This window comes from Thiohalorhabdus sp. (assembly GCF_036628635.1).
Taxonomy (GTDB): domain Bacteria; phylum Pseudomonadota; class Gammaproteobacteria; order Thiohalorhabdales; family Thiohalorhabdaceae; genus Thiohalorhabdus.
Window position 1 is genome coordinate 25336 of the sequence record NZ_JAZKRM010000005.1, and the last position, 25344, is coordinate 50679.

Sequence of the window (25344 nt, forward strand, 5' to 3'; positions counted from 1 at the left end):
GTAATGACGGCACCGGATTCACTTCCCCACCCGGAACCAGGCAGCGACGTCTATGGACATTCCCCATACCATCGGCCTAATGACCACCCTTTTGCTGGTTGCCCTGCTGGTGGAACCGTTGGCCCGCCGGCTCCATCTGCCTTTCAGCGCCGTTCTGGTGATTTGCGGCTTTGTCGGGTCCGAAGCCGTGGTAGCGGCGGGTGGGGACACCGGGCTGCGCTGGCACCACTTCCACGATCTCATCCTGTTCGCCTTACTGCCGGTGATCATTTTCCAGTCCGCCCTCACCCTCGACCTGCGTCAGCTGCGGGCCAACCTGGTCCCCACCCTGTTCCTGGCCCTCCCGGTTACCCTGGTTTCGGCAGCGATCGTGGCGGTTTTGGTGTACTACGGCATTGGCCACCCCAGCGGTTTTCCCTGGATGGCCGCAGCCCTCACCGGCATCCTGCTTTCGGCCACCGATCCCGTGGCCGTCCTGGACCTGTTCCACCGCCTGGGCGCGCCCCGACGCCTAACGGTGCTGATGGAAGGGGAGAGCCTGTTTAACGATGCCCTTGCCATAGTGGCGTTCGGGCTTCTTCTGGAAATGGCGCTGGGCCAAATAGGGGATGCCAGCGCTTTGATGGCGCTGGGCCGATTCCTGCTGGTATTCCTCGGCGGGGCCCTGGTGGGGTTCGTGGTGGGTGTTGCCTTTGTGGGGTTAATGCGCTGGGTGAGCGGTAGCATGCGGCAGGCGGTAGCCAGCCTCATCGGCTCCTATCTGGCCTTTTGGCTGGCTCAGCATGCGCTGGGCCTGTCCGGGGTCATGTCGGTCCTGGCCGCCGGTCTTATCATCGGCCATTGGCGGCGCAAGCAACGGGGGGGGGGCCTGCCCGGCCTCGTGGAGGAGCTCTGGTCCGGCGCGGACTATCTGGCCAACGCCGTGGTTTTCCTGCTAGTGGGCGTCACCATCACGCTGGACATGTTCAGCGAGCGCTGGCTGGCCATGCTAATCGGCATCAGTGCCGTGCTCCTGGCGCGGGCCATGGGGGTGCTCGCCGGCCTGGGACTGGCCGGAAGGCTTCCGGGATCCCAGCCCGTGCCCCTGGCTCAGCAGGCGGTCGTCTTCTGGGGCGGCCAGCGGGGCGCCGTGACCCTGGCCCTGGCCCTTTCCCTGCCGCTGGCCCTGGATTATTGGTGGACCATCCAGTCCATCGCCTACGGCGTCGTCCTGTTCACCCTTTTCGTGCAGGCACCGAGCATACCCCCGCTTTTGCGATGGGCGGTCCGGGCCACCAATCGCCCCTCCCACTAAGAAACAGAAGTCTTGTCGGGGCCCATCCGGGGGCGGAGGCAATAAGCGACTGGGGGATGCCCGAAGGGCAGGGCTCCCCGGAGCGGTTTGCCTCCGCCCCCGGACAGGCTAGGAGACTTTCCTTCTGTCCTTTTCCTAACCATGCCGGTGGGCCCGCCCCCCCCATCCGGACGCGCTAGCCCAAGGAACGCTTGGACCGGAGTCGATCAGGGGCGGGGGAGTTCGGCGGCGGCTGCCGCATCCAGAAACCACAGCCACTCCCCCCGCGGGGCCAGGCGCTGCACCGGCAGGGGCTGGGCGCCCGGCTCGGCAAGGGCGGTGGCAACCACCGCAGCCTTGTCCGGGCCGCTGGCCAGCAGCCAAACCCGCCGCGCGCTATTGATTACGGGCACCGTCAGGGACAGTCGCCAGGCCGCCAGGCGGGGCACGTAAGCCGCCGCCACCGGGGCCTCGCTCACCAGGGCATCGGTATCCGGGAACAGGGAGGCGACATGGCCGTCCGGTCCCAGACCGAGAACCACCAGGTCCAGGACCGGAACCCCTTCCGGGGCAGGCAGGGCCTCGCGCAGCTGCCGAGCGTAGGCCGCGGCAGCTTCCCGGGGCTCGGCCTCGCCCGCCATGCGGTAGACCCGGCCCACGGCGACGTGGTCCAGCAGCGCCGACCGCGCCATGCGGTAGTTGCTGTCGGGATGCCCGGGAGGGACGCACCGCTCGTCGCCGAACCAGGCATGAACCTGCGGCCAGGGGATGCGGCGGGCAAAGTCCGGCCCCGCCAGGAGGCGGTACAGGCCCTCGGGGGTGGAGCCGCCGGCCAGGGCCCAGTGGAAGGCCCCGCGGCCGGCGGCGTCGCCGCGGGCGGCGGCGGTAAGGCGCTCGGCCACGGCACGGTACAGGCTCTGGCGGTCCTCGGCGACGCTGATTTCGGGCGACGGGCGATCCATGGCGGCGTCAGATGGCGCATTGCTCCGGGGCCACATCCTCACCGAAGGTCAGGGCCCCCAGGATGTCGGGATGGGCCAAAAACCGATCGGCGAGCAGCACCCCGGCCACTGTCCAGGTCTGATAGCGCCGCGCCTGCTTACCCACCAACCGGCCCCGCGGCCCGTCAAAATACTCCGCCCACGCCGTGGCCGGAAGCCTTTCGGCGGCCCGGGCCACGGCCGTGCGCGCCAGCCCCGGCTGCCCCCTATGCTGGCCGGCCGCCGCCAGCAGCCAGAGGAAAACCGGCCAGCTACCGCCGTTGTGATAGGACCACGGGGTGTTCTTGGGGTCACTTCCGGTAACGGTCCGCCAGTCGTCCCCCGCCAGGGCGGGGTAGCAGAGCTTTAGGGGCATGTCGGCGATCAGGTCGTCGCGGCGCTCGCCGATCTGGGTCAGGATGGCCGAGGCCTGATCACCGTCGGCGAGGCCCGACAGCACCGCCAGCAGGTTGCCCTGGGTAAAGAACCGGTAATCAAGCCGCGACGGCCCGAGGTTGCCGGCCAGATAGCCCCCGCCCTCGGCCAGCCAGTCCGGCAGCCAGGTCGGGATCGACTCGGGCACAATGTTGAAGGCGTTAAACGCCTCGGCGCCGTACTCCTCGGTGTCCGCGCGGTAGAGCCGATTGAGGACGCCCAGGTCCAGCCAATAGTAGGCGCGCACATAGTGCACCAGCTTGCCCAGCCGCCCCGCCACAGCTTCCCGATAGAACGGGCCGTCCTCGGCATCCGTCAGGAGCTCGTCGGCGGCCCGGAGGGCCATGTAGAACAGGGCCTGGACCTCCAGGGGGAAGCCATACACCCCCAGGCGCCGGTCCACCATGAAGGAGCCGTCGGGGACGAGCAGAGTGGGATACATGTCGAACCGGTCGATCAGGCATAGCTCCAGGATGCGCTTGATGGCCGCCTGAAAATCGGCCCGGGCGGCCAGCTCGCGGTCACCGGTGGCGCGGACGTAGACCCGGAGCAGATAGAGCCACCAGAGGCTGGCGTCCACCGGTGCCACCCGACCGATGGCGTGCCCCCCGTAGTCGGGGATCAGCGAGCGATCGTCGGCGGCCACCTTGAAGCTGGCGGGAATGAGCCCCGCCCCCGGCCGGTAGCAGTCCATGGAGCGTTCGGTGGCTTGGAGCTCGCAGCAGCGGATGAGGAAATGGCGGACCATGGCCGGCTCGCCCTCGGCCAGGTAATACAAAGCCACCGGAACGAAATCGCGGATGAAGACCTGATCGTAATTGAGGGCCGGGGCCTCCGGGTCGGTAGCCGCCACCGTCCCCACGGCCTGGCCATTGAAGGTGACCACGGCTCGATCCAGCAGGTCACGGCCCCGGCGGTGCAGCTCGGCACCCATTGCCGGATCGCCTGCCCGGCTGATGTCGTTCATGGAAAAAGCCCCTTCACCGTTTGCCGTCCCTGGGCTCAAGCCAGCGCCGCGGATCGGGCAGCCCCCAGCAGGGCCGCGCGATCGTTGCGGATGAGCTTGACGGGCATCCGCTCCATGAGCTCTCGCATGCGCCCCTTGCTTAGAAAGGCCTCGAGGAAGTCCGGCTCCAGCAGGCGACCCGCAATCCGCGGGGCGATGCCGCCCCCCAGGAACACCCCCCCGGTAGCCATGAACTTAAGCCCCAGGTTCCCCGCCTCGGCGCCGAAGTAATAGACGAAGCGGTCCATGGCCTCGCTGCAGACCGGGCAGGTCCTGGCCTCCGCGGCGTTGGCGATGGCGGCGGCGGGATCCCCGGTCTGCATGTCGCGCTCCAGCCATTCCGGAACGGGGCTACCGCGGTGGTCGCGCAGGAACTCGTGGATGTTGAGCAGCCCGGGGCCGGAAAGCACCTGCTCCCAGCTCACATGATCGGAACGGGCGGCCAGGTGCTGCTGGAGGGCGAAATCCGTGTCGTCGGCAGGCCCGAAATCGCAATGACCGCCCTCGGTGGCGAAGGGCCGGAACCGCCCGCCGTCCCAGAACAGGCCGGCCTCGCCCAGTCCCGTGCCCGGGGCGATCAGGGCGGCATTGCCCCCGGCCTGGGTATCGCCCTCGGCGAGCACCTCCACATCCTCCGGATCCAGCTCACCGATGCCGTAGGCAGTGGCCTCCAGGTCGTTGAGCAGGGTTACGTGGCGGATGCCCAGGGCTCGGGCCAGATCGCCGGCGGTCACCTCCCACGGCAGGTTGGTGGTACGCACCCGGCCGCGCACCACCGGACCCGGCATGCCGAAGGCGGCGGCGTCCACGGACACTCCTTGCTCGGCCAAAAACGCCAGAGCCAGGGATTCCAGGCCGTCGTAGGCGGCGCTGCGGTGGGTGGCCTCGGCTTCGATGCGCAGGAAGCTCTCGCCCGGCTCCACCACGGCCAACCGGGTCTTGGTGGCGCCCACATCGGCGGCAAGGACCTTCATCAGCACTTCCTCCAGGCGCGGCCGTCCCGCCCCAGCAGCTCATCGGCCTCCCACGGGCCCCAGGTGCCGGCGGCGTAATTGGGAAAGGCCCGCGGCGGCAGCGCGCCCCAGACGTCCAGGATGGGCTGGATCACGCTCCAGCCGAGCTCGACGCTGTCGGCCCGCTGGAACAGGGTGGCATCGCCGTTCATGGCGTCGTACAGCAGGGTCTCGTAGCCGGTAGCCGGGGAGCTGCCGAAGTGGTCGGCGTAGGCGAAGTCCATCTCCACATTGCCCATGCGCAGCCCGGGGCCCGGGACCTTGGCTCCGAAGCGCAAAGAGATGCCTTCCTCCGGGGCGATGCGGATGAGCAGCTGGTTGGGCGGCAGATGGTGCACCGGGGTATCGCGGAACAGCACGTAGGGCGCGCGCTTGAACTGGATGGCGATCTCGGTGACGCGCCGCGGCATGCGCTTGCCGGTGCGCAGGTAAAAGGGGACATCCGCCCAGCGCCAGTTGTCCACCAGCAGCTTCATGGCAACGTGGGTCTCGGTGGCGGAGGCGGGATCCACCTCGGACTCACCGCGGTAGCCCGGCACCTCGCCCAGCCCCTCGATCTCGCCGGCCCCGTACTGGCCGCGGATGACCCGGTGGAGCACCTGCTCCTGGCCGATAGGTTGGATGCCCTGCAGGATCTTGGCCTTTTCGTCCCGCACCGCATTGGCATCGAAGGAATTGGGGGGCTCCATGGCGATCAGGGAAAGCAGCTGGAACAGGTGGTTGGGGACCATATCCCGCAAAGCGCCGGCCCGATCGTAATAGCGGCCGCGGGTCTCGACGCCCACCGTCTCGGCCACGGTGATCTGCACGTGGTCCACGTAGAAGCGGTTCCAGATGGGCTCGAAGATGCCGTTGGCGAAGCGGAAGACCAGGATGTTCTGGACCGTTTCCTTGCCCAGGTAGTGATCGATCCGATAGATCTGGTCCTCGTCCAGGATCTCGCCGATGGCGGCGTTGAGCTCGCGGGCGCTGTCCAGGTCGCGGCCGAAGGGCTTCTCGATGATGACCCGCCGCCAGCCCCGGTCCTGGCGAGTCAGGCCGGCAGCCCCCAGGTGCTCGATGATGGTCTGGAAGAAGGTCGGCGGCGTGGCCAGGTAGAACAGGAAGCTGGGCCCGGTGTGAAAGGTTTCGGCCACCTCCTCCAGGCGGCGAGCCAGGGCCTCATAGGCCTCACCATCGCCGAAATCGGCCTGGACGTAATGGAGCCTCTCGCTAAACCAGCGCCAGCGCTCCGGATCGCAGGCCTTGGTCAGGTGGCGGGGCACAGTGTCGCCGATGCGCTCGCGGTAGCCCTCGTCGCCCAGATCGGTGCTGCCCACCCCGACGATGGCGAACTGCTCGGGAAGAAGGCCCTCTTCGGCAAGGTTGTACAGGGCCGGGATGAGCTTGCGCTGAGCCAGGTCCCCGGAGCCGCCGAAGATGACCAGCACGCAGGGGGCAGCGGGGCCTCGCGGGGTCTGCACGATGTCCGGACTTCCCGTACCGGCTTCGGCCATGACCGCTCCCTATTGATTTTCGCCGTGGCCGCCGAACTGCCGGCGCATGGCCGACAGCAGGCGGTCACCATAGGTAGGGGTGTCGCGAGAGCGGAAGCGGGCGTACAGGGCGGCGGACAGGACATCGGCCGGCACCGCGCGGTCCACCGCGGCCTGGACCGTCCAGCGCCCCTCCCCGGAATCGGAAACGCGGCCCGAAAAGGCGTCCAGATCGGCGTCCTCGTGCAGGGCGGCAGCGGTCAGGTCGAGCAGCCACGAGCCGATCACCGAGCCGCGGCGCCACAGCTCGGCGATGGCGGCGGTGTCCAGGTCGAAGCGCTCGGGGGGATCCACTTCGTCGCGGTCGGCGGCCTCGAGCAGGTCGAAGCCCTCGGCGTAGGCCTGCATGATGCCGTACTCGATGCCGTTGTGGACCATCTTGACGTAGTGGCCGGCGCCATTGGGGCCGCAGTGGAGGTAGCCCTCCTCCGCCGGGGCGGGGTCACCGCCCTGCCCCGGCGTACGCTCGGCGGCCGCCACCCCGGGAGCCAGGCTCTGGAGGACGGGCTCCAGGCGCCGAAAGGCGGCCGCGGGACCGCCGATCATCAGGCAATAGCCCCGCTCCACCCCCCAGACACCGCCGCTGGTCCCCACGTCGAGGAAGTCGATGCCGCGGTGGGCGAGTTCGCCTGCCCGGTCGATGGCCTCCCGGTAGTGGGAGTTGCCGCCGTCGATGACGCAGTCCCCCGGATCCAGGTGCTGGCTCAGCCGATCCACTACTTCCTGCGTGGGAGCACCCGCGGGGACCATGACCCATATGGCCCGGGGCGGGGCAAGGTGGGCCAGGAACCCGTCCATATCCAAGAATCCGGCGGCGCCCTCCTGACGCAAGGCATCCACTTGGTCCTCGCGCCGGCCGAGCACGGCACAGTCATGGCCGGCCCGCAGCAGGCGGCGCACCATATTGCCGCCCATGCGCCCTGTTCCGATCATCCCCAGCTGCATGGGGTCCCTCCTTGCGTTTAGTTAAGGGCCCGCTGGATGACGCGCCCCAGATGGGCCAGCCCCGCCCCCGGATCGGCGCCCAGGTCGATCCTTAGCGGGCGCTGACCGCGCTCGGCCAGCACCTGGAGATCGCCCAGGGCCTGAGCCCTGGAAACCGCGTGGAAATCCAGATCCCGGCCGGGAATGGCTAGGGTGTCGGGGTCCCGGGCGGTCAGCTCCAGGAAGACCCCCTTAGCCGGGCCGCCCTTGTGGGCCTGACCGGTGGAATGGAGGTACTGCGGGCCGAAGCCCAGGCACGTGGCCACCCCCTTGCTGTCCCGGATCCGATGCCGAAGCGCGCTTAGCTCCTGCTCGATCTCTGGATCCTGGGGCAAATAGGCCAGAAGGGCGCAATAGTCGTCGGGCTCGAGACGGTCTAGATGGGCCCTGAGCAAGCCTCCAAGACTGTCGTCCCCGGACCGACGGCGCAGGCCTTTGGCCCCGGTTTCATCGGCGTAGAGACCCAGCAGCGGCGAACCGGTCTCGGTGGCCAGGGGCTCGCCCTCGGGCAAAGTGCCCTCGCGCACGTAGCGCTCGGTCAGCTCACGGGCTGCCTGCTTGCTGGCCTCGACATCCGGCTGATCGAAGGGGTTGATGCCCATGATGGCTCCGGCCACCGCCGTTGCCATCTCCCACCTGAAGAACTCGCGCCCCAAGTCATAGGCATCGTTCAGATGGAGGTGAGCTACGGGCTGACCGGCCTCCTGCAACCGCTGGATATCGGCCTCCAAATCGGCATCGGGCTTATCGCCCAATCCGAGGCAAACAAACATCCGGTCGTCATCGTAATAGTCGGGCGGGGCCACTTGCTCCCCGTGAACGGGAATGATGCCTCGGCCTTCCTTGCCGGTTGACTCGGCCAGAAGCTGCTCCAGCCAGGCACCGAAGCCACGCACTTCCGGGGAAGTCACCACCGTCAGCTTATCCCGGCCGGCGTTGGCGAGCACCCCCAGGAAGGCCCCCAAGCCCACGGCGGGGTTCTCCTCGACAGGGACGCAGCTGGAGCAGGCCTGCACCATCTCCTCCCCACGCTCGAGGACCTCCGCCACGTCGGCACCCATCAGGGCACCGGGTACGAGCCCGAAATTGGACAACGCGGAGTAGCGACCTCCGATGCTTGGGATCCCGTAGAATACCTGGCGAAAGCCTAGCTCCCGGGCCCGACTCTCCAGCGCCGAGCCGGGATCGGTAATGGCCATGAACTGATGGCCCGCGATCTCGCGGCCCTGGCGCTCGGCCACCCGCTCATAGAAATAGTCGAGGAACAGGTCGGGCTCCAGGGTCGTGCCCGATTTGCTGGAAACCAAGAACAGCGTGCGATCCAGATCCACGGCCTCCTCGGCGGCCCGCACCTGAGCGGGCACGGTGGAATCGAGGACCTTCAGTTCGGGGAAGTACGGACGCGACCCGAAGGTTTCCGCCAGGACCTGGGGCGCCAAACTGGACCCGCCCATACCAAGCAGCAGGACGTAATCGAAGTGCTCGGCCAGCGGATAGGCCAGCCCCTTGAGGCGCTCGGCCTGGGCCTCGCACTCCTCGGTGGCGCACAGCCAACCCATCCAATCGCTTTCGCTGGTACCGGTCCAGAGGCTGGCATCGCGCTGCCAGAGACGCGCTACCCGGTCCTCATCTTTCCAGGTCTGGATCTCGCTTTGCACCCGCTCCTCCAGACCGGCCGGAAGGTGGAAGCTATGGCTTTTGGCGGCCGGCAAAGCCAAGGCGTTCTTGGCGCCGTCCACCGCACACAGAAGGCGGTCGTAGGCCGCCTCGAACTTGCCGATGCCGTCGGCCAGCAGGTCGTCAGTCAATGCCTCCAGATCGATCCCGGCCCGGTCGACGGTAGCCAGAACCTGCTGGGCTTCCTCCAGCCCACTGTCCACGGTGCGGCCGACCCGGCCGTGGTCCCGGAACGCCTCGTAGGTACCCGGGGGGATGGTGGTCACGGTGTCGGGGCCGATCAGGTTCTCGATGTAATGCACATCGGACAGATCGGGGTCCTTGGAGCCGGTGCTCGCCCACAGCAGCCATTGGGGCTGGGCCCCCTGCCGGGCCAGGCGCTGCCAGCGGTCACCGGCGAACAGCTCGCCGTAGTCCTGATAGGCCATCTTGGCATTGGCTACGGCCAGATGCCCCACTTGAGCCAGGGCCGCCTCGGCCCCGGTTTGACCGTGCTCCAGTCGGCTCCGGGCCCCCTTGTCGAGGGCCGCATCGATGCGGGACAGGAAGAAGCTGGCGACGCTGGCAATCCCATCCACCGCCAGACCGGCCTCGGCACGCCGTTCGAGCCCTCGCAGGTAGGCCTCGGCCGCCCGCCGGTACATGGGTCGACCGAAAAGCAGGGTGACATTCACGTTGATGCCGTCGGCGATAAGGGTCTCGATGGCCGGAATGCCCTCCTCCGTCGCCGGCACCTTGATCATTGCGTTGGGCCGGCCAACCGCAGCCCATAGGCGGCGGGCCTCGCTGACCGTGCCTTCGGTATCCCGGGCGAGCCGCGGGCTGACCTCTAGGCTGACGAGGCCGTCCCGGCCCCCGGTGGCCTCAAAGCGCGGCCCGAACAGGTCCGCGGCAGATCGGATGTCGGTGATGGCCAGGGCTTCGTAAAGGGCTTCCGCGTCGGTGACTCCGGCCTCCACGGTCTCGGCCAGGGCGGTACGGTAGTCGCTGCTGGCCCCCATGGCCTTCTCGAAGATGGCTGGGTTGGAGGTTACCCCACCCAGCCGGTCATGATCGCGCATCGCCTCGAGGTCACCGGCCTCGATCAGGCCGCGCCTTATGGAATCCAGCCAAGCCGATTGGCCGTAATCATGCAGTTGCGCAAGCGGGTTGGTCATGACTCCCTCCTCCTACAACCTCGTTTCATAGGGGCAGTCGGGGAGACCCCCCGCGATACAGGGCTGGTGGTCCAGCCCTCCTATAGGGATACGCCGGCCGGCCCGGGGATGGTTTCAGCTGCCGGCCCCACCCTCCTGATCGGGGTTGCCGGCTTTCTCGGCATGCCCGTCAACCGTTCCCGTCACCCTCGCCGGTGCCCGCCCGGAGCTGGGCGTGAAGCGCAGGTTGGCAATCTCGGGGGGGAACAGCATTTGCCAGTTCCATTCGAAATAGACCCGGATCTTGCGGGCCAGGGTGGGCAGCTTGAGGAGATACAGGCCGCGCCACAGGAGCCAGGCGGGCAGCCCGGAAAGGCGGAGGCCGAACAGCTCCGCCACGGCCTTGTGGTGGCCGATGCTGGATAGCTGGCCCAAGGGGCGATAGGCAAACGCTCGGGTCGGCTGCTGCCGCCAGGCCGCCGCCAGATTCCGGGCCAGTTGGCGGGCCTGACGGGTAGCGAACTGGGCGGTCGGTGGGGAGACCTGCCCGTCGTAGCCATTGGGAACGGCGGCGCAATCGCCAAGCGCCCACAGGCCTGGAGCGTCGGGCACGGCCATATCGGGATCGGTGATCAGGCGGCCCTTGCTCATGGGCAAGCCGAGGTCGGTCACCAGGGGGTGCGGCGTGGCTCCTACGGTGCTGACCACCGTACCGCCTTCCAAGCGCTCGCCCGATTGCAGAGCCACCCCCGAACCGTCCAGATAGGCCCCCCGCTGCCCCAGGCAAAAGACGATGCCGCGTGCGGCCATCTTGCGCTGGGCGTAATCGGCTAGCCCGTCGGGGAGCTCGGGCAGGATGCGGTCCCTGCTGTGGACCAGGCCAACCTGGAACCCCTGTTGCTGAAGGGCCGGGTAGTATCGCCGGGCCCGGCGCAGGAAATCGTGGATCTCCCCGGCAACCTCGACCCCACTGAACCCGCCACCGAGGACCCAGAAGGTGGTGAGCCATTGGCGGCGCTCGGGGTCGGGCTCCAGCTCCGCCTGCTCCAGCCGGGTGATCACTTGGTTCCGCAGATAGAGGGCATCCCCGACGGTCTTCAGCGGTGTGGCGTATTCGGCCATCCCGGGCAGCAGGCCGGAATCGGCGGCTCGGCCACAAGCCAGGATGCACTCGCGGTAGGCGATGGCCCCCGGGCCATCGCCGGCGTAGGCCACCCGGCGGGCTTCCAGGTCGATCCCCGTCACCGGGACCATGTACAGATGGGCCCGGCGCACCATCTGGCGGATCGGGGCCACAACCTGGCCCGGGAGGATGGAGGCACCCACCACCTCCGGCAGAAGGGGGGTGAACGTCACGTAGTTTTCGTGATTGACCAGGGCGATGCGGGTGCCGGAGGGAAGCTGGCGCTCCAGCTGCGAGGCGAGCGTGGCGCCGGCGAAGCCGGCACCGACAACCACCACGTCGAATTCCAGGGAGCTCGCGCCTGCCATAGCCTGGCCCCCGCTGCGTGTGGTTAGCCAGCCGGCTCCGGAGCCGGCGTTTTGGAAATCCCCGGAGCTGTGCCGGGGGCCGAGCCCTCCGAAACGGGCGAGCCATCCCAGCAGACTCGAGCCCGAATTCCGGCATACCTCCTGAGCCAAACGGCTGGCCGATTCGAAAAATGGACCCGAAACGCTACAGACGAATCCAGTCGCCCTGGAAGATTACCTCCCCCGTCGGCCCCTCTTCGGGAACGGCACCGGCGGGCTCGACACTTACCGCTAGCCGGGCCCGCTCAAGGGGCATATCCCGTGGCACCCGATAGGTGTAGGTGCCCTTCTCCTCGGGGAGCACTGCAACCCGGCGGGTCCGATCACCGTTGCCCCACTGCAGCCACAGGGGACAGACCCGATCCGGCCCCATCTCCGGGGAGCCCAACGTTCGGACGCGGATCGTGCCCGCCGGAGCGCCGCTGCTCACCACCCACAGGGGTTTGCTTTCGGCATCGGTAACCACGGCCATGCGCTCGGGCGCCAGCTCGCCGGAGCCCCCCGTAAAGGCCCAGGTGGCAACCAGGGCCAGGGCCACGGTGGCGGCAGCGGCAACCCCCCGCCAGAGGGCAAGACTGTTCCACCAGCGGTTCTTTTCCCGGCCATCCCCAGCCCCGTCAAACGCCGAACCACCAATCCGATCCTCGATCCCGGCCCAGACCGATGCCGGCGGGGACTGGGGCGCAACTTCTTCCGCCAGGGGCGCCAACCGATTCTCCCAATGCCGTACCCGCCGACGCAGATCCTCATCTACCGCCAGGAGCCGCTCGAAGCGGTGCAGGGCCGGACCGCGGAGGGTGCCCAGGGCGTACTCCGCAGCCAGCAGGTCGCGGGCCTCCGGGCTGCCCCGCCCCGGCCGGACCCCCGGCTTTTCTTGGGTCACGTTTCCAGGCACGTCCGCAATTTCTCCATGCCGCGCCGAATCCAGGTTTTGACGGTGCCCAATGGAATGCCCATGCGTACGGCTACCTCGGGATGAGAAAGGCCCTCGAAATAGGCCAGGCGCAAGGCTTCTCGCTGCTCTTGCCGAAGCTGCCCAAGGGCGGCCGCCAGCGCCTCCCACTCCCCGGGACTTCGCCCTTCCTCCGGACCCTCGGTATGCTCCACCTGATCCATCTTTCGGGTCAGATCCTCGGGATCGTCCAGCATCCGTTCCCGATCCTGGCGCCGAACCCGGTCCAGGGCCCGCCGCCGAACGATGGTCCCCATCCAGGTAAGGGGCGCCCCCCGGTTGGGACGATACTCACCGGCATGCTCCCAGATCCGGATAAAGGCATCCTGCATGCACTCCTGGGCCGTACTGTCGTCTCTCACTATACGCAGGGCCAAGCCATACAGTTTCGCCGAGGTTGCCTGATAGAGCTCGGCGAAGGCGTCCTGATCACCGCCGGCGGTTGCCTGCAGCAGCTCGGCGAGGTGCTGGCGAGCTGCCGTAACGGCTGATTCGGCGGCAGCCGCGGAATCGGGCTCGGGCTCATGGGGCTTGGCATCTCGGCCACGGGTGAACAGCGAATGGAGGGCAGCGCTAGTCATGGCTGGCCTCCTCGGCTAGCCCCGGGCTCAGGGCCGGGTCGCCGCCGATCAGGCGCCAGGTGGTATCCAGAACCTCCCGCAGGGGCTCCTCCGACTTGGCCAGCCGGGCCTGCATGATGCCGCCCTCGACGCTGGCCAGGATCTGGCGCGCCAGGCTTTGGGCCGGCGCATCCGCATTCAACCGACCCGCCTCCTGGGCGCGCTCGATAACCGCGGCCAGCTGATCCCCCCAGGCCTCGAAGACGTCCTGCATCAGCCGGACATAGCGCTCATCGGTATCGGCCATCTCCAGGGCGGTGTTGCCGAACACGCAACCGCCCACAAAGCCCTTGCGGCGGTGCAGGTCCAGAGCCGCCTGGAAAAAGCCCGCCAGCTGCTCTTCCGGGGTTTCACCGTGACTCAGGGCGTTGGCCACAAAGGTCTGGAAGTACTTGCCGGCGTCATCCAGGGCGGTCAGGGCGAGGTCGTCCTTATCCTGGAAGTGGAAATACAGGCTGCCCTTCTTGGCCCCGGTGGCCTTGAGAATATCCCCGATGCTGGTCCGGGTAACCCCCTTCTGGTGGATGGCTCGGCGCATCTCGGTGATCAATTGCCTACGGGTCTGACGGCCTCGCTCCTGCATCGTTTCCCTCCTTGGCGACCCGCCGTCGGGCGGCGCGCTCACCGTAATAAACAGACCGGTCAGTCAAATTTGGCAGACAACTCCCCTCCTGGCAACCCCGGCCATAGCCGCGCACCCCAACGGCGAAGGTTGACAAAGCCCCCTTCGCGGGGCCATTTCAAGGGAACACCCAACCGTGGACGCGAAGCCCTTTATGCCCGACCTGATCGCTTGCGGCGAATCCCTGATCGATATGGTTCCCGATGACCGGGGCTGCTTTTGCCCCCACCCGGGCGGCGCTCCGGCCAATGTCGCCGTGGCGGCGGTCCGCCTGGGTCAATCCGCGGCCTTTGTCGGCAAACGGGGTGAGGATGTCTTCGGGGAGCAGCTCCACCATCACCTGGCGCAATGCGGCGTGGATACCACGGCCTTCACCACCACCCGCGAGGCCAAGACGGCCCTGGCGTTCATCCAGCACCGGGCCGGACAGGTTCCGGAGTTCAGCTTCTACCGGGACCCCGGCGCCGACGAGATGCTGCGGCCCCAGGACGTGCCCGCCCGGCTGCTCGACGCCACGCGCGCCTTCCATTTCGGCAGTATTTCGCTGTACAGCGAGCCCGCGGCCGGGGCGACCCGGGCGGCAGCGGACAAGGTACGGGCAGCCGGCGGCCTGGTCAGCTACGACCCCAACCTGCGTCCAGCCATCATGGCCACTCGCCACGGCACGCTCGAGGCGGCCCAATCGGCCATCCCCCGGGCGCACGTGATCAAGCTCAGCAGCGAGGAGCTCCTGCAATTATCGGGCATGACCGACGAATCCGGCGCCCTGGCCTACCTGTTCGACCACGGCGTCCGGCTGGCGGCTGTAACTCGGGGCCCGGACGGGGTCTCCCTGGCCAACGCGCAGGGGCGGGTGGATGTCCCCGGGGTACCGGTTTCGGTGGTGGAAACCACGGGCGCCGGCGATGCCTTCACCGCCGGCCTGCTTACGGGGCTCTTTGAACGGGGCCTGGGAGCGGACGAGCTGGCCGGTCTGGAAACCGACACCCTGGCCAGCCTCGGCCACTGGGCCAATCGCGTGGCCGCCTCCAGCACCACCCGGGCCGGAGCCACCGAAGGCCTGACCCGACCGGATTAAGCCCCTCTCACAAAGGGGTACGCCTTCCGTTTTTGCGGTTTGGCGCGTAAGGTAGCCCGCTTCCCGAAGTCCAGACCATGACTGGGCCAGGAACCGTTCCGGCCGTCCCCAGCCGTTCCCGACCAGTCCGTTGAAAAGCGGCCCGCTCGGCCGCGGCCATTGGGCGTGCCGACCAGGCCGCGCTGGGCCCTGCCGACAAGGTGGGACCACAGGCTTGCCCGGCAACCGGCGCAGCCGTTTTCCAACGGCCTGTCCGCAAAGGAGGAAACTTCATGCAAGACCTGATGAAACGGGTCCCCGAGCTGTCGCTACTCATCGGGCTGAGCATCGTCGGCTATTTCGTCATGGGGGCATTCAACCAGGTAGGCGAAGCCGGTGCGCTTACCGGCGGCGGGGCCTTCCTCCTGGTGCTGGCCTCGTTCGTCCTGAGCATCATGATCGCCATCGTGGCCGTGATCGCTGGCGTCGGCGGCGGCGTGCTGTTCACGCCGATCATGATGGCCTTCACCTCCATCGACACCCTGATCATCCGCTCCACCGGTTTGGTGGTGGCCATGTTCAGCGGGCTGGTGTCGTCCGGGCCCTTCATGCGCAAGGGCCTGGCGGACGTGAAGATCGTGCTGTACTGCGCCATTCCCATCATTGCCGGCGCCATGCTCGGCTCCTACGCCGCCATCGCTTTGGCCGAGGTAATGGGCGCCCAGGGCGACGCCATCGTGCGGCTACTGCTCGGCCTCATCCTGGTGTTTATCGCCATCCTGTTCATCGTGGGCGGCTCCAACACCGAATACCCCGAGGCCGGCCACGTGAGCCGCTTCAGCGAGTGGATGGGCCTCAAGGGCTCCTATTACGAGGAGTCCCTGGGCCGGCCCATGCATTACCAGGCCACCCGGGTGGGCATCGGCGGCATCCTGTTCCTGCTGGTGGGCTTCACCGGCGGCTTCTTCGGCCTCGGCGGGGGCTGGGCCGTGGTGCCGGTGCTGAACCTGGTCATGACCACGCCGCTGAAGATCTCCGCCGCCAGCTCCGGGGTCCTCCTGGCCATGGGCAACAGTGCCGCCATCTGGCCCTACATCAAGGTGGGCGCGCTGATCGCCGCCCTGGCGGCGCCGTGGATGCTGGGTCAGGTCATCGGCGGCATCCTGGGAGCGCACATCCTCGCCCGCGTGCGCGCCAACTTCATCCGCTACATCCTGATCGTACTGCTTTTTTTGACCAGTCTGAAGCTGATGTCGCGCGGGGTGGAGACCCTCCTGGGCATCGATATCCCGGTCCTGTAAGGAGAGGGCGCAACCATGAGCCAACAATCGCATCCTGAGGAGAGCCGCCCCGACATCCCCAAGTCCGGGGTGGCCTACGGCGAAACCATCTACTGGGGCACCATCGCCTCGGCGGTGGTCACCATACTGGGCCAGGTCCTGACCTTCCTGACCCCCGGAAGCGCCATCTCGCCGTCCATCCTCCTGTCGCGGATCTGGGATGGCAAAGGCGTTGAAGGCATCTGGAAGGGGGTCGGTGTCGCCCGGCCGGCCAACGAGCACTGGTACTTCGCCCAGATCACCACTGGCGAGGGCCTGACCATGTTCGGCATCGCCGTGGGCGTGTTCGTGGTGATCCCCGCCCTGCTGGCCAGCGCCTGGGTGCTTTTGACCCGGGAAGGCCGCCCTTTGTTCGGAGTGCTGGCGATTATCGCCGCCCTGATTACCCTCGCCTCCTTCGTGGGTGTGATCCAGATGCCGGTGGGCTGAGGCGCCAGCATCGACGTTGAAAAGGCCCGCCCCCTTGGGCGCGGGCCTCTTTCGTGGCTTCTCGAACTCAAGGCTCGGCTGCCGGGTAATGGCGACGTCCCATCACCCCGGCCCAGTTTCGCCGAGCAAGATAGGGCGGGGCGTCAGTGGCGACCCTTTCCTTCTCCCCATTATAGACGGGGCCTGGCGGCGACCTTTTCAGGCCAGCTCGGCGCGGATCTTTTCGCCCATGGCCGCCAGATCCTCCTGGAAGGCCTCCCTGGCCTTGCCAAAATCCAGATCAAAGACGCTGTCCATGGGCACCAGATGGACGTGGCAGTGGGGGACCTCCAGGCCGGCCACCATGACCCCCACCCGGGTGCAGCCGGTGGCCCGCTCGATGGGCCGCGCCAATGGCCGGGCGAAGGGCAGCAGGCCACCCAGCGTGGCCTCATCCAGGTCGAACAGGTAGTCCTCCTCCTGTTTGGGGACCACCAGGGTATGACCGGGTCGTATAGGGCGGACGTCGAGGAAGGCCAGAAAACGGTCGTCCTCGAGCAACTTCTCGGCCGGGATCTCACCATTGATGATCTGGGTGAAGATGGTCGCCATGAATCGCTCCTGGAATCGCTGGGCGGCGGAATTGGTTGCGGCCCGGCCGGGTTGGCGGGATTTCGTCAGAGGTTGATACGTCCTTCCATCTGGGCCAGGTACTCCCGGGTAAGCACCTTGCTCTCTTCCACCGCCGGCTGATCGAAGGGGTCCACACCGAGCAGCTCGGCCACCACGACCGTTTCCACCTCCAGGAGCATGATCAGCTCGCCCAGCACCGAGCCATCCAGGGCCGGCATGCGGATGGTTCGGTTGGGCCGGCCGTTGCGGGTCAGGGTCTCGCGCGTGGCCATGAACTCTGCGGCCAGCAGTTCGCCCAGCGAATGGCCGGCCAGCGAAGCCACCGCCCCGACCTCCTTGAACCGAGCGGGGATGCGGTCCCCGCAGTAGACCATCTCGTCGGCAATGAATAGGGTAAAGGTCTTGTCCGCTGGACCCTGCAGATAGAGCTGTAGCTGAGAGTGCTGGTCGGTGGCACCCAGCGCCCGCGCCGGAGTCAGGCCGCGGTGCCGGCCCTCGGCGTCCAGCTTGCCCAGGCTCTCGGCCCACAATTGACGGAACCAGGAGCCCACTTTATTGAGGCGCTCGAAATAGGGCATGAGGATGGTCTGGCTCTTGCCCTGCTCGGCGAGCAGGTACTGGGCCCCGCCGCCGCGGAGAGCGGGATTGGTAGTAATGTCCGCCTCCAGGCATTTCTCGGCCATGTGGGCGGCGCCAGCCACAACCGCCTCCACATCGATGCCGGCGGCATAGGCGGGCAGCAGGCCCACGGGGGAAAGGACCGAATAGCGGCCACCCACCGGGGGATGGGGCAGGACCGGGGCCTGGAAAGAACGAGCCACCCGGGCCAGGGCGCCGTCTTCGTCCTCGGTGATCGCGAGCAAATGGTCGCGAACCACCCGGGCCCCGAGGGCTCGCTCCATGTGCGGCAGGAGGGTCAGGAGCTGGGCCAGGGTCTCGGCGGTATTCCCGGACTTGGAGATGGCCAGGACCATGGTGTCGTCCCAGGCCACCCCCTGAAGGGTCTCCTCGATCCCCACGGGGTCAACGTTGTCGATGAACAGGACATTGCTGAGCGCCTCCGAGCCGCCGAGACATTGCACGAGCATTTCGCCGCCCAGGCTGGAGCCGCCCATACCAAGGACCACCAGCCGTTGGAAGCCGGCGGTGATGCGCTGGCCCCACTCGTAGACAGTCTGCAAATGGTCCGGCTCGAATGGTAGATGGAAGAAGGTGGGCTCGGACCCTTGGCGCCAGCCCTTAAGGCGTTCGCGAAGGCCGTCCAAGCGGGGAGAAAGAGCTTCCAGATCGGACTGCTCGAGGCCGTGGTCGCCCACGGCCTCGGTAAAGAAATTGGTATCGTCGATGATTAAGCGATTGCCCGAAGTCACCAGCCTACCCCCGTTCCTTTCCGGTCCATGGCACCCCTTAAACGGCCATGGGGTCAGCCTATCCTACCGCCGAGGCATTCGACCAGCAGCGAGGAAGCAGGGGGCCACTACGTAAAAAGGCCCTCCCCAAGGAGGGCCGTCCCCCACACCCGGATCACGCCTACACCAGTTACCGGGCACCTTTTTGGGCCCGGGTCAGGGCCCACGGCTGCTTCCCCCCACCATTTCCCGGCCTTTCAAGAATTCGGTATGGCACGAAACCCACAAATGCGCACTTAAACCGGGCTTTCCGTCTTACATGAACTTGGGCAAGCCCCAGGCCATGGCAACGAACACCAAGAGAAAGATCAGCCGTCCCGTCATAGAACCCTCCTTTGGAAGTGAACTCTCGGGTTCCCGGAAGGTGAGAGAACCGAGTCGCAAGGCTTTCAACCTTAATATGCAAGCGATGTGCCAAAAACAAAAGCTCTTTTAAATCAGAAAGAAGAACAATAGCGACAGAGAGGATTCGGGCCTGCAGGCCTTTTCTACGGGCCATACCCCTAGAAAGTGTCCCCCACCGACAACACCCTTGGACCGAGCCAGCCGGTCATGTCTCGGCGGTGGGGGCGTTTGCCGATGTCGCCTACTAGCAACATCAACCTTGACCCCCGTCTCGGCCCTTCGAGCGCACGATCCCAAACAACAAGGCGGCCCCCCGGGCAGGGGGCCGCCTATCAAACGTCGAAGTAAGGCACAGGGGCAACCGGTCAAGCGGTCGCGGTCTCTGGCCGCATCAACCGGGATTCCACCTCGTTGCGAACCTCGCTACCCTCGAGGATGGCCACCAACTCTAGGGCGAAATCCATGGCGGTGCCCGGCCCTCGCGATGTGGTGACCTTGCCATCCCGCACTACCGGATCCTGGCGGTAGTCAACCCCGACCTCTTCCAGCTTGTCCCGGACGGCAGGGAAGCTGGTGGCCTGTCTGCCGTCGATAGCCCCGAACCCAGCGAGCACGCTGGGGGCCGCACAGATTGCGGCGATCTCCCCATCCTGGCTCTGGAGCCGCTCCACCATAGCCCGCAGGTCGGCGCTCTCTCCGAGCTTGGCGGTTCCCGGCCCCCCGGGCAAAACCACCATTTCCACCTCCGGATCCTCCCTTACTGCAGCCAGGCTGGTATCCGCCTCCACCCGGATGTTGTGGGCAGAGTTCACCGGATTGCTGGCAACCGCGGCAGTGACTACGTCGCTACCGGCTCGACGCAGGATATCCACGATGGTCAGGGCCTCGATCTCTTCGAAACCGTCTACCAGCGGTACCACCACGCGGCTCATGGCACCCTCCTGTTAGTTGTCCGAACCTTTATAGGCCAGCGAACCGCCCTTGGCGGCCTGCCCGCTGCGCACGGCCACCACCTCCCGCAAGGGGACGATCTCCACGCCCCGGCGGGAAGCCTGCGGCAGCATCTCCCGCAGGACCTTGAGGGTTACCGGATGAGGATGGGCAATGGCGAGGGCCGTGCCTTGCTCCCGGGCTTGAGTCAGCATGGTCCGAAATTGCTCCCGGACCGCTTCCTCGGCAGGATCGTGATCCAGAAAAACGTCCCGCTCGGCGGCGGGGAGGCCTGCTGCCCGCGCCTCTTTCAGGCCCTTGGTGGCGGCGGTGGTCCGGGAGTCGATGAAATAAAGGCCGCGCCGGTCCAAGGCCTCCATCACCCACCGCATGGGTCGGGAGCGGGCTGTCAGGCGGCTACCCATGTGATTGTTTACCCCCTGGACATGTGGGATTCCCGCCAGATTGGACCGCAGGGTCGCCAGTAGATGTTCCCGCCCCATGCCGGCGCGCAGGAAGCTCCCATCCAGGCGGACGCCGGAATCGCCCGGCTCCATGGGCATGTGGAGCAGCACCTCCTTGCCCGAGGCATGGGCCTGGCGGGCCGTTTGGGCCGCATGCGGCGTTTGAGGGAGCACGGCAACGGCCACCGGGTAGGACAGCTCGCTGACAACACTGGCGTGGCGACGGCTATTGCCCAGGTCATCGATAATGATCGCGGCCCGCGGCCCACGTTGGTCGAGCCCCTTACCACCGTGCCCTGTAGGCGGTCCCGGGGGCTGCGGCGGCGGCGAAGCCGGGGCAGCCTTGTTTGCCGGCTCTCCCTCGGTGCTTTCGTACCCTTCCATGACGGCCCAGATACCGATGCTTAGGACAAGCCCGGCAACAACGCCGGAACCCACCCAACCAGCCACTCGATACCGGCGGCGGCGCTCGGCCTTAGTGGGACCCTTGCCGCCCACTCAGGAAGCCTGCTTGGCTCCTACCAGCATAATCCCGCGCAGCAGGTTCACCGCCTGATTGAGCTGGTAGTCGTCCAGGTAGGAAGGCCGCTTGCTGTTTTCACCGTCACCACCGTCTCCCTGGAGATGGCCCGGCAGGTCCTGCTCCTTGATTCGCTCGGCCTCCTTATCGGGCTGCTTGACCTCAAGGGCACGAGCAACGATGTCGGGGGCAATGCCTTCCGCCTGGATGGAACGGCCTTTGGGCGTGAAGTAACGGGCCGTGGTCAGCTTGAGCCCACCCCCACTCTCCATCTCCATGATGCTCTGCACCGACCCCTTGCCGAAGGTGCTGGTGCCCATGACGATGCCCCGGTCCAGATCCTGCAGGGCGCCGGCGACGATCTCGGAAGCGGAGGCCGAGCCGCCGTTGACCAGTGCCACGATGGGCGCGCCGTCGAGGACGTCGTCCGCGTTGGCCCGCAATGTCATGTCGCTGCTGCCCACCCGACCTTCGGTGTAGACGATCTTGCCACCGGTCACGAAGGCGTCGGCCACCTCCACGGCGGCCGAGAGCACACCACCGGGGTTGTTGCGGAGGTCGAGCACCACCCCGCCAAGACCTGCCTCGGCCTCGCCTTTGAGCTGGGTGATGGCGTCGCGGACCTTGGCACCGGTGTCCTCCTGGAACTGGATGATGCGAACCAGACCGATCCGGTCGGTAAGCATGCGCGACTTGACGCTTTCGATCCGGATGATATCGCGGGTAATGGTGAACTCGCGGGGCTCCTCGAAACCCTCGCGGACCACGGTGAGCAAGATGTCCGTACCGGGTTCGCCCCGCATCCGCTTCACCGCTTCCATCAGGGTGAGGTCCTTGGTGGGCTCCTCATCAATGCGGACGATCAGGTCCTCCGCCTCCAATCCCGCCTTATCGGCCGGAGTGCCCTCGATGGGAGAGACCACCTTGATGAAGCCGTCCTCGGTTGTCACCTCGATGCCCAGGCCACCGAACTTGCCCTCGGTTTCCACCTGCATTTCCTTGAGCATATCCGGGGTCAGGTAGGACGAGTGGGGGTCGAGCTCGGCAAGCATGCCGTCGATGGCCCCCTTCATGAGCTTGTCGTCGGAGACCTCTTCCACATACTTGTCCTTAATGGTGGAATAGACCTCGCTGAACTCCTGGAGCTGATCGTAGGGAATGGAGGTTTCTCCCTGGCCCCGTTCGGCCTGGGAAATGCGCTCCACGGTTATGCCCACCCCGATCAGGATGCCCAGGAAAAGGATGAACAGGGTCTGCAGGCGTTGGCGCGAATGCATCGGTGACTCCATATGGGGTTGCCCTCCTGCCCGGAAGGGCCCGGGGGGGCACCGGGCCGCCCCGCTGCCCCCCCGGTGCCAGCGTAAACCGAGGATAAGGGTTCATTCTAAGCTGTCAGGGTGCCCCCCACAAACGACCCGGAGCCGTCTGGGGCAATGGCTTGGTTTGGATGACCGTCGAGAATCACCCCTGTCGGCTGTCTCCCGGAGAGCGGCACCAGCGCAGGGGGTCAACCGGCTGGCCGTCTCGGCGAATCTCGAAGTAGGTAGCGGGCCGGCGACGACCGCCGCTAGTGCCGACGGCACCCAAGGCCTCGCCGGTTTTTACCCACTCCCCAACCTCTTTATACAGGGCGCGGTTGTGGGCATACAGGGATAGCAGGCCGTCGCCGTGATCGACGATGGTGAGCAGGCCGTAACCGCGCAAGCGCTCGGCATAGGCCACCCGGCCGCGAAATACGGCGCGCACCTTGGAGCCCGCCTCGGCGCCCAGTAGCAGCCCCCGCCATTGAAGCGATTGGCGCTGGCGGGGGGCGCCATAACGGGCAAGGATCTCCGCCCCGGCAACCGGCAGGGCCAGCTCGCCCTTGAGCTCGGTCACCGACTGGTCGTCGACATCGACCTGGACGCCCTGCCGCCCAAGCGCTTGCAAGCGCTCAATCACCTCCTTTAGGGCCGATTGGTCGGAGCGGATCTCGGCAAGGCGCTGGTTCTGGCGATCGGCACGCTCCGACAGCTCCTCTAGCAGCCCCTGACGTTCGGCAAGGCGGCGATCGAGCTCCGCCTTCTGGGACGCCAGGCGTTTCTCGAGGCGCTCGGCCTCGTCGCGCTGATCCCTAAGCTCGGCCATTACCTGGCCCAAGCGCTTGCGGTCGGCGCGTAGCTGGGCGACCAGATCCCGCCGGGCACGGTGCAAATACCCCAGGTAGGTCAGGGAACGTCCCACCGCACTGGGATCCGAGTGCCCGAAGAGCTGGCGCAAGAAGCCGTGATCACCGGCGCGGTGGGCGGCACGCAGATAGGCGGCCAAACGCTGCTGCTGATGCTCGACTCGCCGCCGGAGGCGGTCCCGGCGATCCTCGAGCTCGGTAAGCCGGTCGCGGACCGCCCCCAGCTCATCCTGGTTGGCCCGGCGCTTTTCGCGCAGTGCGGCGATATCCTCTTCCAGATCGAAGACCGCCTGCCGGGCGCTGGCCTGGCGCGAACGGGTGCGCTCCAGCTCGCCCGCCAGATCCCGCGCGGTCTCCTTGAGCCGCTCAAGCTCCTGCTGCTTCTGGCGCAAGCGCTCTTCCGCGTCGGTCTGGGCAGGCGGGGCGACCGGAACCGCGGCAAGCGCGCATGCCCCCACCGCCACCAACCGCATCCACACCTTCGGCCTCACACTCCCTGGGCCTGCTCGGCGGGGGACCGGAGCCGGACCAGGGCGTGACCGGTCATCTCGTCCGGCTGGGGCAGCTCCATGAGATGGAGCAGGGTCGGGGCAACATCTTCCAGGGCGCCGGTTTCGGCCATGGTCACCGAGCGATAGCCGACATAGATGAAGGGGACAGGATTGGTGGAATGAGCGGTGTGGGGCTTGCCGGTTTCCGGGTCAGCCATCTGCTCGGCGTTGCCATGGTCGGCGGTGACCAGCAGCTCGCCGTCGTGGGCCTGGACCGACTCCACCACCCGGCCGACGCAGTCGTCCACCACCTCCAGGGCCTCCACAGTGGCATCGAAGTCGCCGCTATGGCCTACCATATCCGCGTTGGCGTAGTTCATGACAATGACGTCGTAGGTCCCGGCATCGACGGCCTTGATTACCTCGTCGGTGAGCTCATAGGCGGACATCTCGGGCGCCTGGTCGTAGGTGCCTACCTGCGGCGAATGGATCAGAATGCGGTCCTCTCCGGGGAAGGGGGTTTCCTCGCCGCCGTTGAAGAAGAAGGTGACGTGGGCGTATTTCTCGGTCTCGGCGATGCGTAGCTGGCGCAGACCGCGTTCGGCCAGATATTCGCCGAAGATCTTCTTGAGCCGCTGTGGCGGAAAAGCAATAGGCACATCGAAGGCGTCGTTGTACTCCGTCAAGCAAACGAAGTGCGCCAGCTGCGGGACCATTGCGCGGGTGAACTTGTCGAATTGCGGTTCGATGAAGGGCTGGGTGATCTGACGGGCGCGGTCGGAGCGGAAGTTCATGAACACCAGAGCGTCGCCGTCACCGATGGTGCCGATGGGCTCGCCCTGGTCATCGACAATAGCCGTGGCCCGGACGAACTCGTCGCTTTCGCCGCGCTCGTAGGCCCTATCCACCGCCTCGGTGGCACCGCGGGCGGCATGTCCCTGGCCCTGGGTGAGCAGGTCGTAGGCCTCTTGAACCCGCTGCCAGCGGCGGTCGCGGTCCATGGCGTAGTAGCGGCCGATCACGGTGGCGATACGGCCGCCACCCACCTCGGCCATTTGCTTGTGGAGCCGCTTGATGTAGCGGTGGGCGCTCTGGGGCGCGGTATCGCGGCCGTCCAGGAAGGCATGCACAAAGACCCGGGGCGCCCCCTGCGCCACCGCCAGCTTAACCATGGCCTCGATATGGGACTGGTGGCTGTGCACGCCGCCGTCGGAGAGCAGGCCCATGATATGGACGGCGCCCCCGCTTTCCTTGGCGGCATCGACGGCCGCGATAAGCTCGTGGTTGGTGTAGAACGAGCCGTCCTCGATGGCTCGGTTAACCCGGGCGTACTCCTGATAGACTACCCGGCCGGCACCGATGTTGAGATGGCCCACCTCGGAGCTGCCCATCTGACCGGAGGGCAGACCCACGGAGGCAGCGGAGGCCTGAATCAGGGTGTGGGGGTAATCGTTCCAGAGCCTATCCAGAACGGGCAGACGGGCGGCGGCGACGGCATTGGATCCCGAGTCTTCCCGGTAGCCCCAGCCATCGAGAATCATCAGCACCATGGGACGATGCGGCAGCGCCATCAGGCTTCCCTCTTGCTCAACCCGCGGATCGTTTGTCGGCCTCGGAACCCCGCCGGGGCCTTATTAGGAGGCGGGCGCGGGATTCGCCAACACCCTTCAAAGGTGTCAGGCTACCCTAACCGCGCCCGCCGGGTTGGGCGCAGGGTGGAATGGTTCTAAATTCTATCAAAACCGACCCCGCCTGTGAGGCCCGGGGACTAGTCGATATCCTAGCGCGCCTCTTGACTCCCGTATATAATATTATTA

Annotated in this window: 21 protein-coding genes; 4 read left to right on the forward strand and 17 right to left on the reverse strand. The window is 66.8% G+C overall.

The window, feature by feature from the left end; genetic code table 11:
• The first annotated feature begins 52 nt into the window (after positions 1-52).
• Positions 53-1294 (forward strand): cation:proton antiporter, encoded by a 1242-nt coding sequence (locus V5A19_RS02950; protein WP_332318214.1) that lies wholly within the window; start codon positions 53-55, stop codon positions 1292-1294.
• 206 nt (positions 1295-1500) lie between these two features.
• Here V5A19_RS02950 and pgl read toward each other — a convergent pair whose 3' ends face one another.
• The 10 genes from pgl to V5A19_RS03000 all read right to left on the reverse strand — a co-directional run bounded on the left by pgl (position 1501) and on the right by V5A19_RS03000 (position 13724).
• Entirely contained in the window at positions 1501-2235 is a 735-nt protein-coding gene (gene pgl / locus V5A19_RS02955; protein WP_332318213.1) for a 6-phosphogluconolactonase, read from the reverse strand.
• A gap of 7 nt (positions 2236-2242) precedes the next feature.
• Positions 2243-3655, reverse strand: coding sequence for a glycoside hydrolase 100 family protein (locus V5A19_RS02960; protein ID WP_332318212.1), 1413 nt, complete (start codon positions 3653-3655; stop codon positions 2243-2245).
• A 35-nt stretch (positions 3656-3690) separates the two neighbouring features.
• Positions 3691-4668, reverse strand: a complete 978-nt coding sequence (glk, locus tag V5A19_RS02965; protein ID WP_332318211.1) for a glucokinase — start codon at positions 4666-4668, stop codon at positions 3691-3693.
• On the reverse strand, positions 4668-6203 hold the full coding sequence (gene zwf / locus V5A19_RS02970; RefSeq protein ID WP_332318210.1) for a glucose-6-phosphate dehydrogenase: 1536 nt from the start codon (positions 6201-6203) through the stop codon (positions 4668-4670). Before zwf ends, glk begins: the two co-directional genes overlap by 1 nt.
• Before the next feature lie 9 nt (positions 6204-6212).
• Positions 6213-7187: a phosphogluconate dehydrogenase (NAD(+)-dependent, decarboxylating) gene (gene gnd / locus V5A19_RS02975; RefSeq protein ID WP_332318209.1), complete on the reverse strand. Its 975-nt coding sequence runs from the start codon at positions 7185-7187 to the stop codon at positions 6213-6215.
• A gap of 17 nt (positions 7188-7204) precedes the next feature.
• On the reverse strand, positions 7205-10060 hold the full coding sequence (locus V5A19_RS02980) for a bifunctional transaldolase/phosoglucose isomerase (protein ID WP_332318208.1): 2856 nt from the start codon (positions 10058-10060) through the stop codon (positions 7205-7207).
• A gap of 114 nt (positions 10061-10174) precedes the next feature.
• Positions 10175-11530 (reverse strand): NAD(P)/FAD-dependent oxidoreductase, encoded by a 1356-nt coding sequence (locus tag V5A19_RS02985; RefSeq protein ID WP_332318207.1) that lies wholly within the window; start codon positions 11528-11530, stop codon positions 10175-10177.
• A 184-nt stretch (positions 11531-11714) separates the two neighbouring features.
• Positions 11715-12464: an anti-sigma factor gene (locus V5A19_RS02990; RefSeq protein WP_332318206.1), complete on the reverse strand. Its 750-nt coding sequence runs from the start codon at positions 12462-12464 to the stop codon at positions 11715-11717.
• Positions 12449-13102, reverse strand: a complete 654-nt coding sequence (locus tag V5A19_RS02995) for an RNA polymerase sigma factor (protein WP_332318205.1) — start codon at positions 13100-13102, stop codon at positions 12449-12451. Before V5A19_RS02995 ends, V5A19_RS02990 begins: the two co-directional genes overlap by 16 nt.
• Positions 13095-13724: a TetR family transcriptional regulator C-terminal domain-containing protein gene (locus V5A19_RS03000; protein WP_332318204.1), complete on the reverse strand. Its 630-nt coding sequence runs from the start codon at positions 13722-13724 to the stop codon at positions 13095-13097. The genes V5A19_RS02995 and V5A19_RS03000 overlap by 8 nt, the downstream gene beginning before the upstream one ends.
• 193 nt (positions 13725-13917) lie before the next feature.
• On the opposite strand from V5A19_RS03000, the gene V5A19_RS03005 reads away from it, so the two are divergent.
• The 3 genes from V5A19_RS03005 to V5A19_RS03015 all read left to right on the forward strand — a co-directional run bounded on the left by V5A19_RS03005 (position 13918) and on the right by V5A19_RS03015 (position 16589).
• Positions 13918-14841 (forward strand): carbohydrate kinase family protein, encoded by a 924-nt coding sequence (locus tag V5A19_RS03005; protein ID WP_332318203.1) that lies wholly within the window; start codon positions 13918-13920, stop codon positions 14839-14841.
• 272 nt (positions 14842-15113) lie between these two features.
• The gene (locus tag V5A19_RS03010; protein WP_332318202.1) at positions 15114-16121 is read left to right on the forward strand and encodes a sulfite exporter TauE/SafE family protein; all 1008 of its coding nucleotides are present in this window, start codon (positions 15114-15116) and stop codon (positions 16119-16121) included.
• A 15-nt stretch (positions 16122-16136) separates the two neighbouring features.
• Positions 16137-16589, forward strand: coding sequence for a hypothetical protein (locus V5A19_RS03015; protein ID WP_332318201.1), 453 nt, complete (start codon positions 16137-16139; stop codon positions 16587-16589).
• A gap of 198 nt (positions 16590-16787) precedes the next feature.
• On the opposite strand, the gene V5A19_RS03020 is transcribed toward V5A19_RS03015, so the two are convergent.
• The 7 genes from V5A19_RS03020 to gpmI form a co-directional block, all read right to left on the reverse strand.
• Positions 16788-17180 (reverse strand): HIT family protein, encoded by a 393-nt coding sequence (locus tag V5A19_RS03020; RefSeq protein WP_332318200.1) that lies wholly within the window; start codon positions 17178-17180, stop codon positions 16788-16790.
• Positions 17181-17245: 65 nt separating this feature from the next.
• A complete protein-coding gene (locus V5A19_RS03025; protein WP_332318199.1) occupies positions 17246-18571 on the reverse strand; it encodes a hypothetical protein in 1326 nt (441 codons plus the stop codon).
• A 749-nt stretch (positions 18572-19320) separates the two neighbouring features.
• Positions 19321-19887 (reverse strand): DJ-1 family glyoxalase III, encoded by a 567-nt coding sequence (locus V5A19_RS03030; RefSeq protein WP_332318198.1) that lies wholly within the window; start codon positions 19885-19887, stop codon positions 19321-19323.
• Positions 19888-19899: 12 nt separating this feature from the next.
• Positions 19900-20733 carry a divergent polysaccharide deacetylase family protein gene (locus V5A19_RS03035; protein ID WP_332318197.1) on the reverse strand — a complete coding sequence of 278 codons (834 nt, stop codon included), beginning with the start codon at positions 20731-20733 and terminating at the stop codon, positions 19900-19902.
• Between the two features lie 114 nt (positions 20734-20847).
• Complete coding sequence (locus tag V5A19_RS03040; RefSeq protein ID WP_332318196.1) at positions 20848-22146, reverse strand: S41 family peptidase; 1299 nt, start codon at positions 22144-22146, stop codon at positions 20848-20850.
• 184 nt (positions 22147-22330) lie between these two features.
• The gene (locus V5A19_RS03045; RefSeq protein WP_332318195.1) at positions 22331-23509 is read right to left on the reverse strand and encodes a murein hydrolase activator EnvC family protein; all 1179 of its coding nucleotides are present in this window, start codon (positions 23507-23509) and stop codon (positions 22331-22333) included.
• Between the two features lie 14 nt (positions 23510-23523).
• Positions 23524-25098 carry a 2,3-bisphosphoglycerate-independent phosphoglycerate mutase gene (gene gpmI / locus V5A19_RS03050; RefSeq protein ID WP_332318194.1) on the reverse strand — a complete coding sequence of 525 codons (1575 nt, stop codon included), beginning with the start codon at positions 25096-25098 and terminating at the stop codon, positions 23524-23526.
• Positions 25099-25344 lie beyond the last annotated feature (246 nt).

Coding starts and splice junctions, on each gene's coding strand:
- V5A19_RS03040 (WP_332318196.1), bottom strand. CDS start 22,146: ATGCATTCGCGCCAACGCCTGCAGACCCTGTTCATCCTTTTCCTGGGC.
- zwf (WP_332318210.1), bottom strand. CDS start 6,203: ATGGCCGAAGCCGGTACGGGAAGTCCGGACATCGTGCAGACCCCGCGA.
- V5A19_RS03030 (WP_332318198.1), bottom strand. CDS start 19,887: ATGAGCCGCGTGGTGGTACCGCTGGTAGACGGTTTCGAAGAGATCGAG.
- V5A19_RS03020 (WP_332318200.1), bottom strand. CDS start 17,180: ATGGCGACCATCTTCACCCAGATCATCAATGGTGAGATCCCGGCCGAG.
- V5A19_RS02950 (WP_332318214.1), top strand. CDS start 53: ATGGACATTCCCCATACCATCGGCCTAATGACCACCCTTTTGCTGGTT.
- V5A19_RS03015 (WP_332318201.1), top strand. CDS start 16,137: ATGAGCCAACAATCGCATCCTGAGGAGAGCCGCCCCGACATCCCCAAG.
- V5A19_RS02960 (WP_332318212.1), bottom strand. CDS start 3,655: ATGAACGACATCAGCCGGGCAGGCGATCCGGCAATGGGTGCCGAGCTG.
- pgl (WP_332318213.1), bottom strand. CDS start 2,235: ATGGATCGCCCGTCGCCCGAAATCAGCGTCGCCGAGGACCGCCAGAGC.
- V5A19_RS03005 (WP_332318203.1), top strand. CDS start 13,918: ATGCCCGACCTGATCGCTTGCGGCGAATCCCTGATCGATATGGTTCCC.
- V5A19_RS03045 (WP_332318195.1), bottom strand. CDS start 23,509: ATGCGGTTGGTGGCGGTGGGGGCATGCGCGCTTGCCGCGGTTCCGGTC.
- V5A19_RS02980 (WP_332318208.1), bottom strand. CDS start 10,060: ATGACCAACCCGCTTGCGCAACTGCATGATTACGGCCAATCGGCTTGG.
- gnd (WP_332318209.1), bottom strand. CDS start 7,187: ATGCAGCTGGGGATGATCGGAACAGGGCGCATGGGCGGCAATATGGTG.
- V5A19_RS03000 (WP_332318204.1), bottom strand. CDS start 13,724: ATGCAGGAGCGAGGCCGTCAGACCCGTAGGCAATTGATCACCGAGATG.
- gpmI (WP_332318194.1), bottom strand. CDS start 25,098: ATGGCGCTGCCGCATCGTCCCATGGTGCTGATGATTCTCGATGGCTGG.
- V5A19_RS02995 (WP_332318205.1), bottom strand. CDS start 13,102: ATGACTAGCGCTGCCCTCCATTCGCTGTTCACCCGTGGCCGAGATGCC.
- glk (WP_332318211.1), bottom strand. CDS start 4,668: ATGAAGGTCCTTGCCGCCGATGTGGGCGCCACCAAGACCCGGTTGGCC.
- V5A19_RS03035 (WP_332318197.1), bottom strand. CDS start 20,733: ATGGAAGGGTACGAAAGCACCGAGGGAGAGCCGGCAAACAAGGCTGCC.
- V5A19_RS03010 (WP_332318202.1), top strand. CDS start 15,114: ATGCAAGACCTGATGAAACGGGTCCCCGAGCTGTCGCTACTCATCGGG.
- V5A19_RS02985 (WP_332318207.1), bottom strand. CDS start 11,530: ATGGCAGGCGCGAGCTCCCTGGAATTCGACGTGGTGGTTGTCGGTGCC.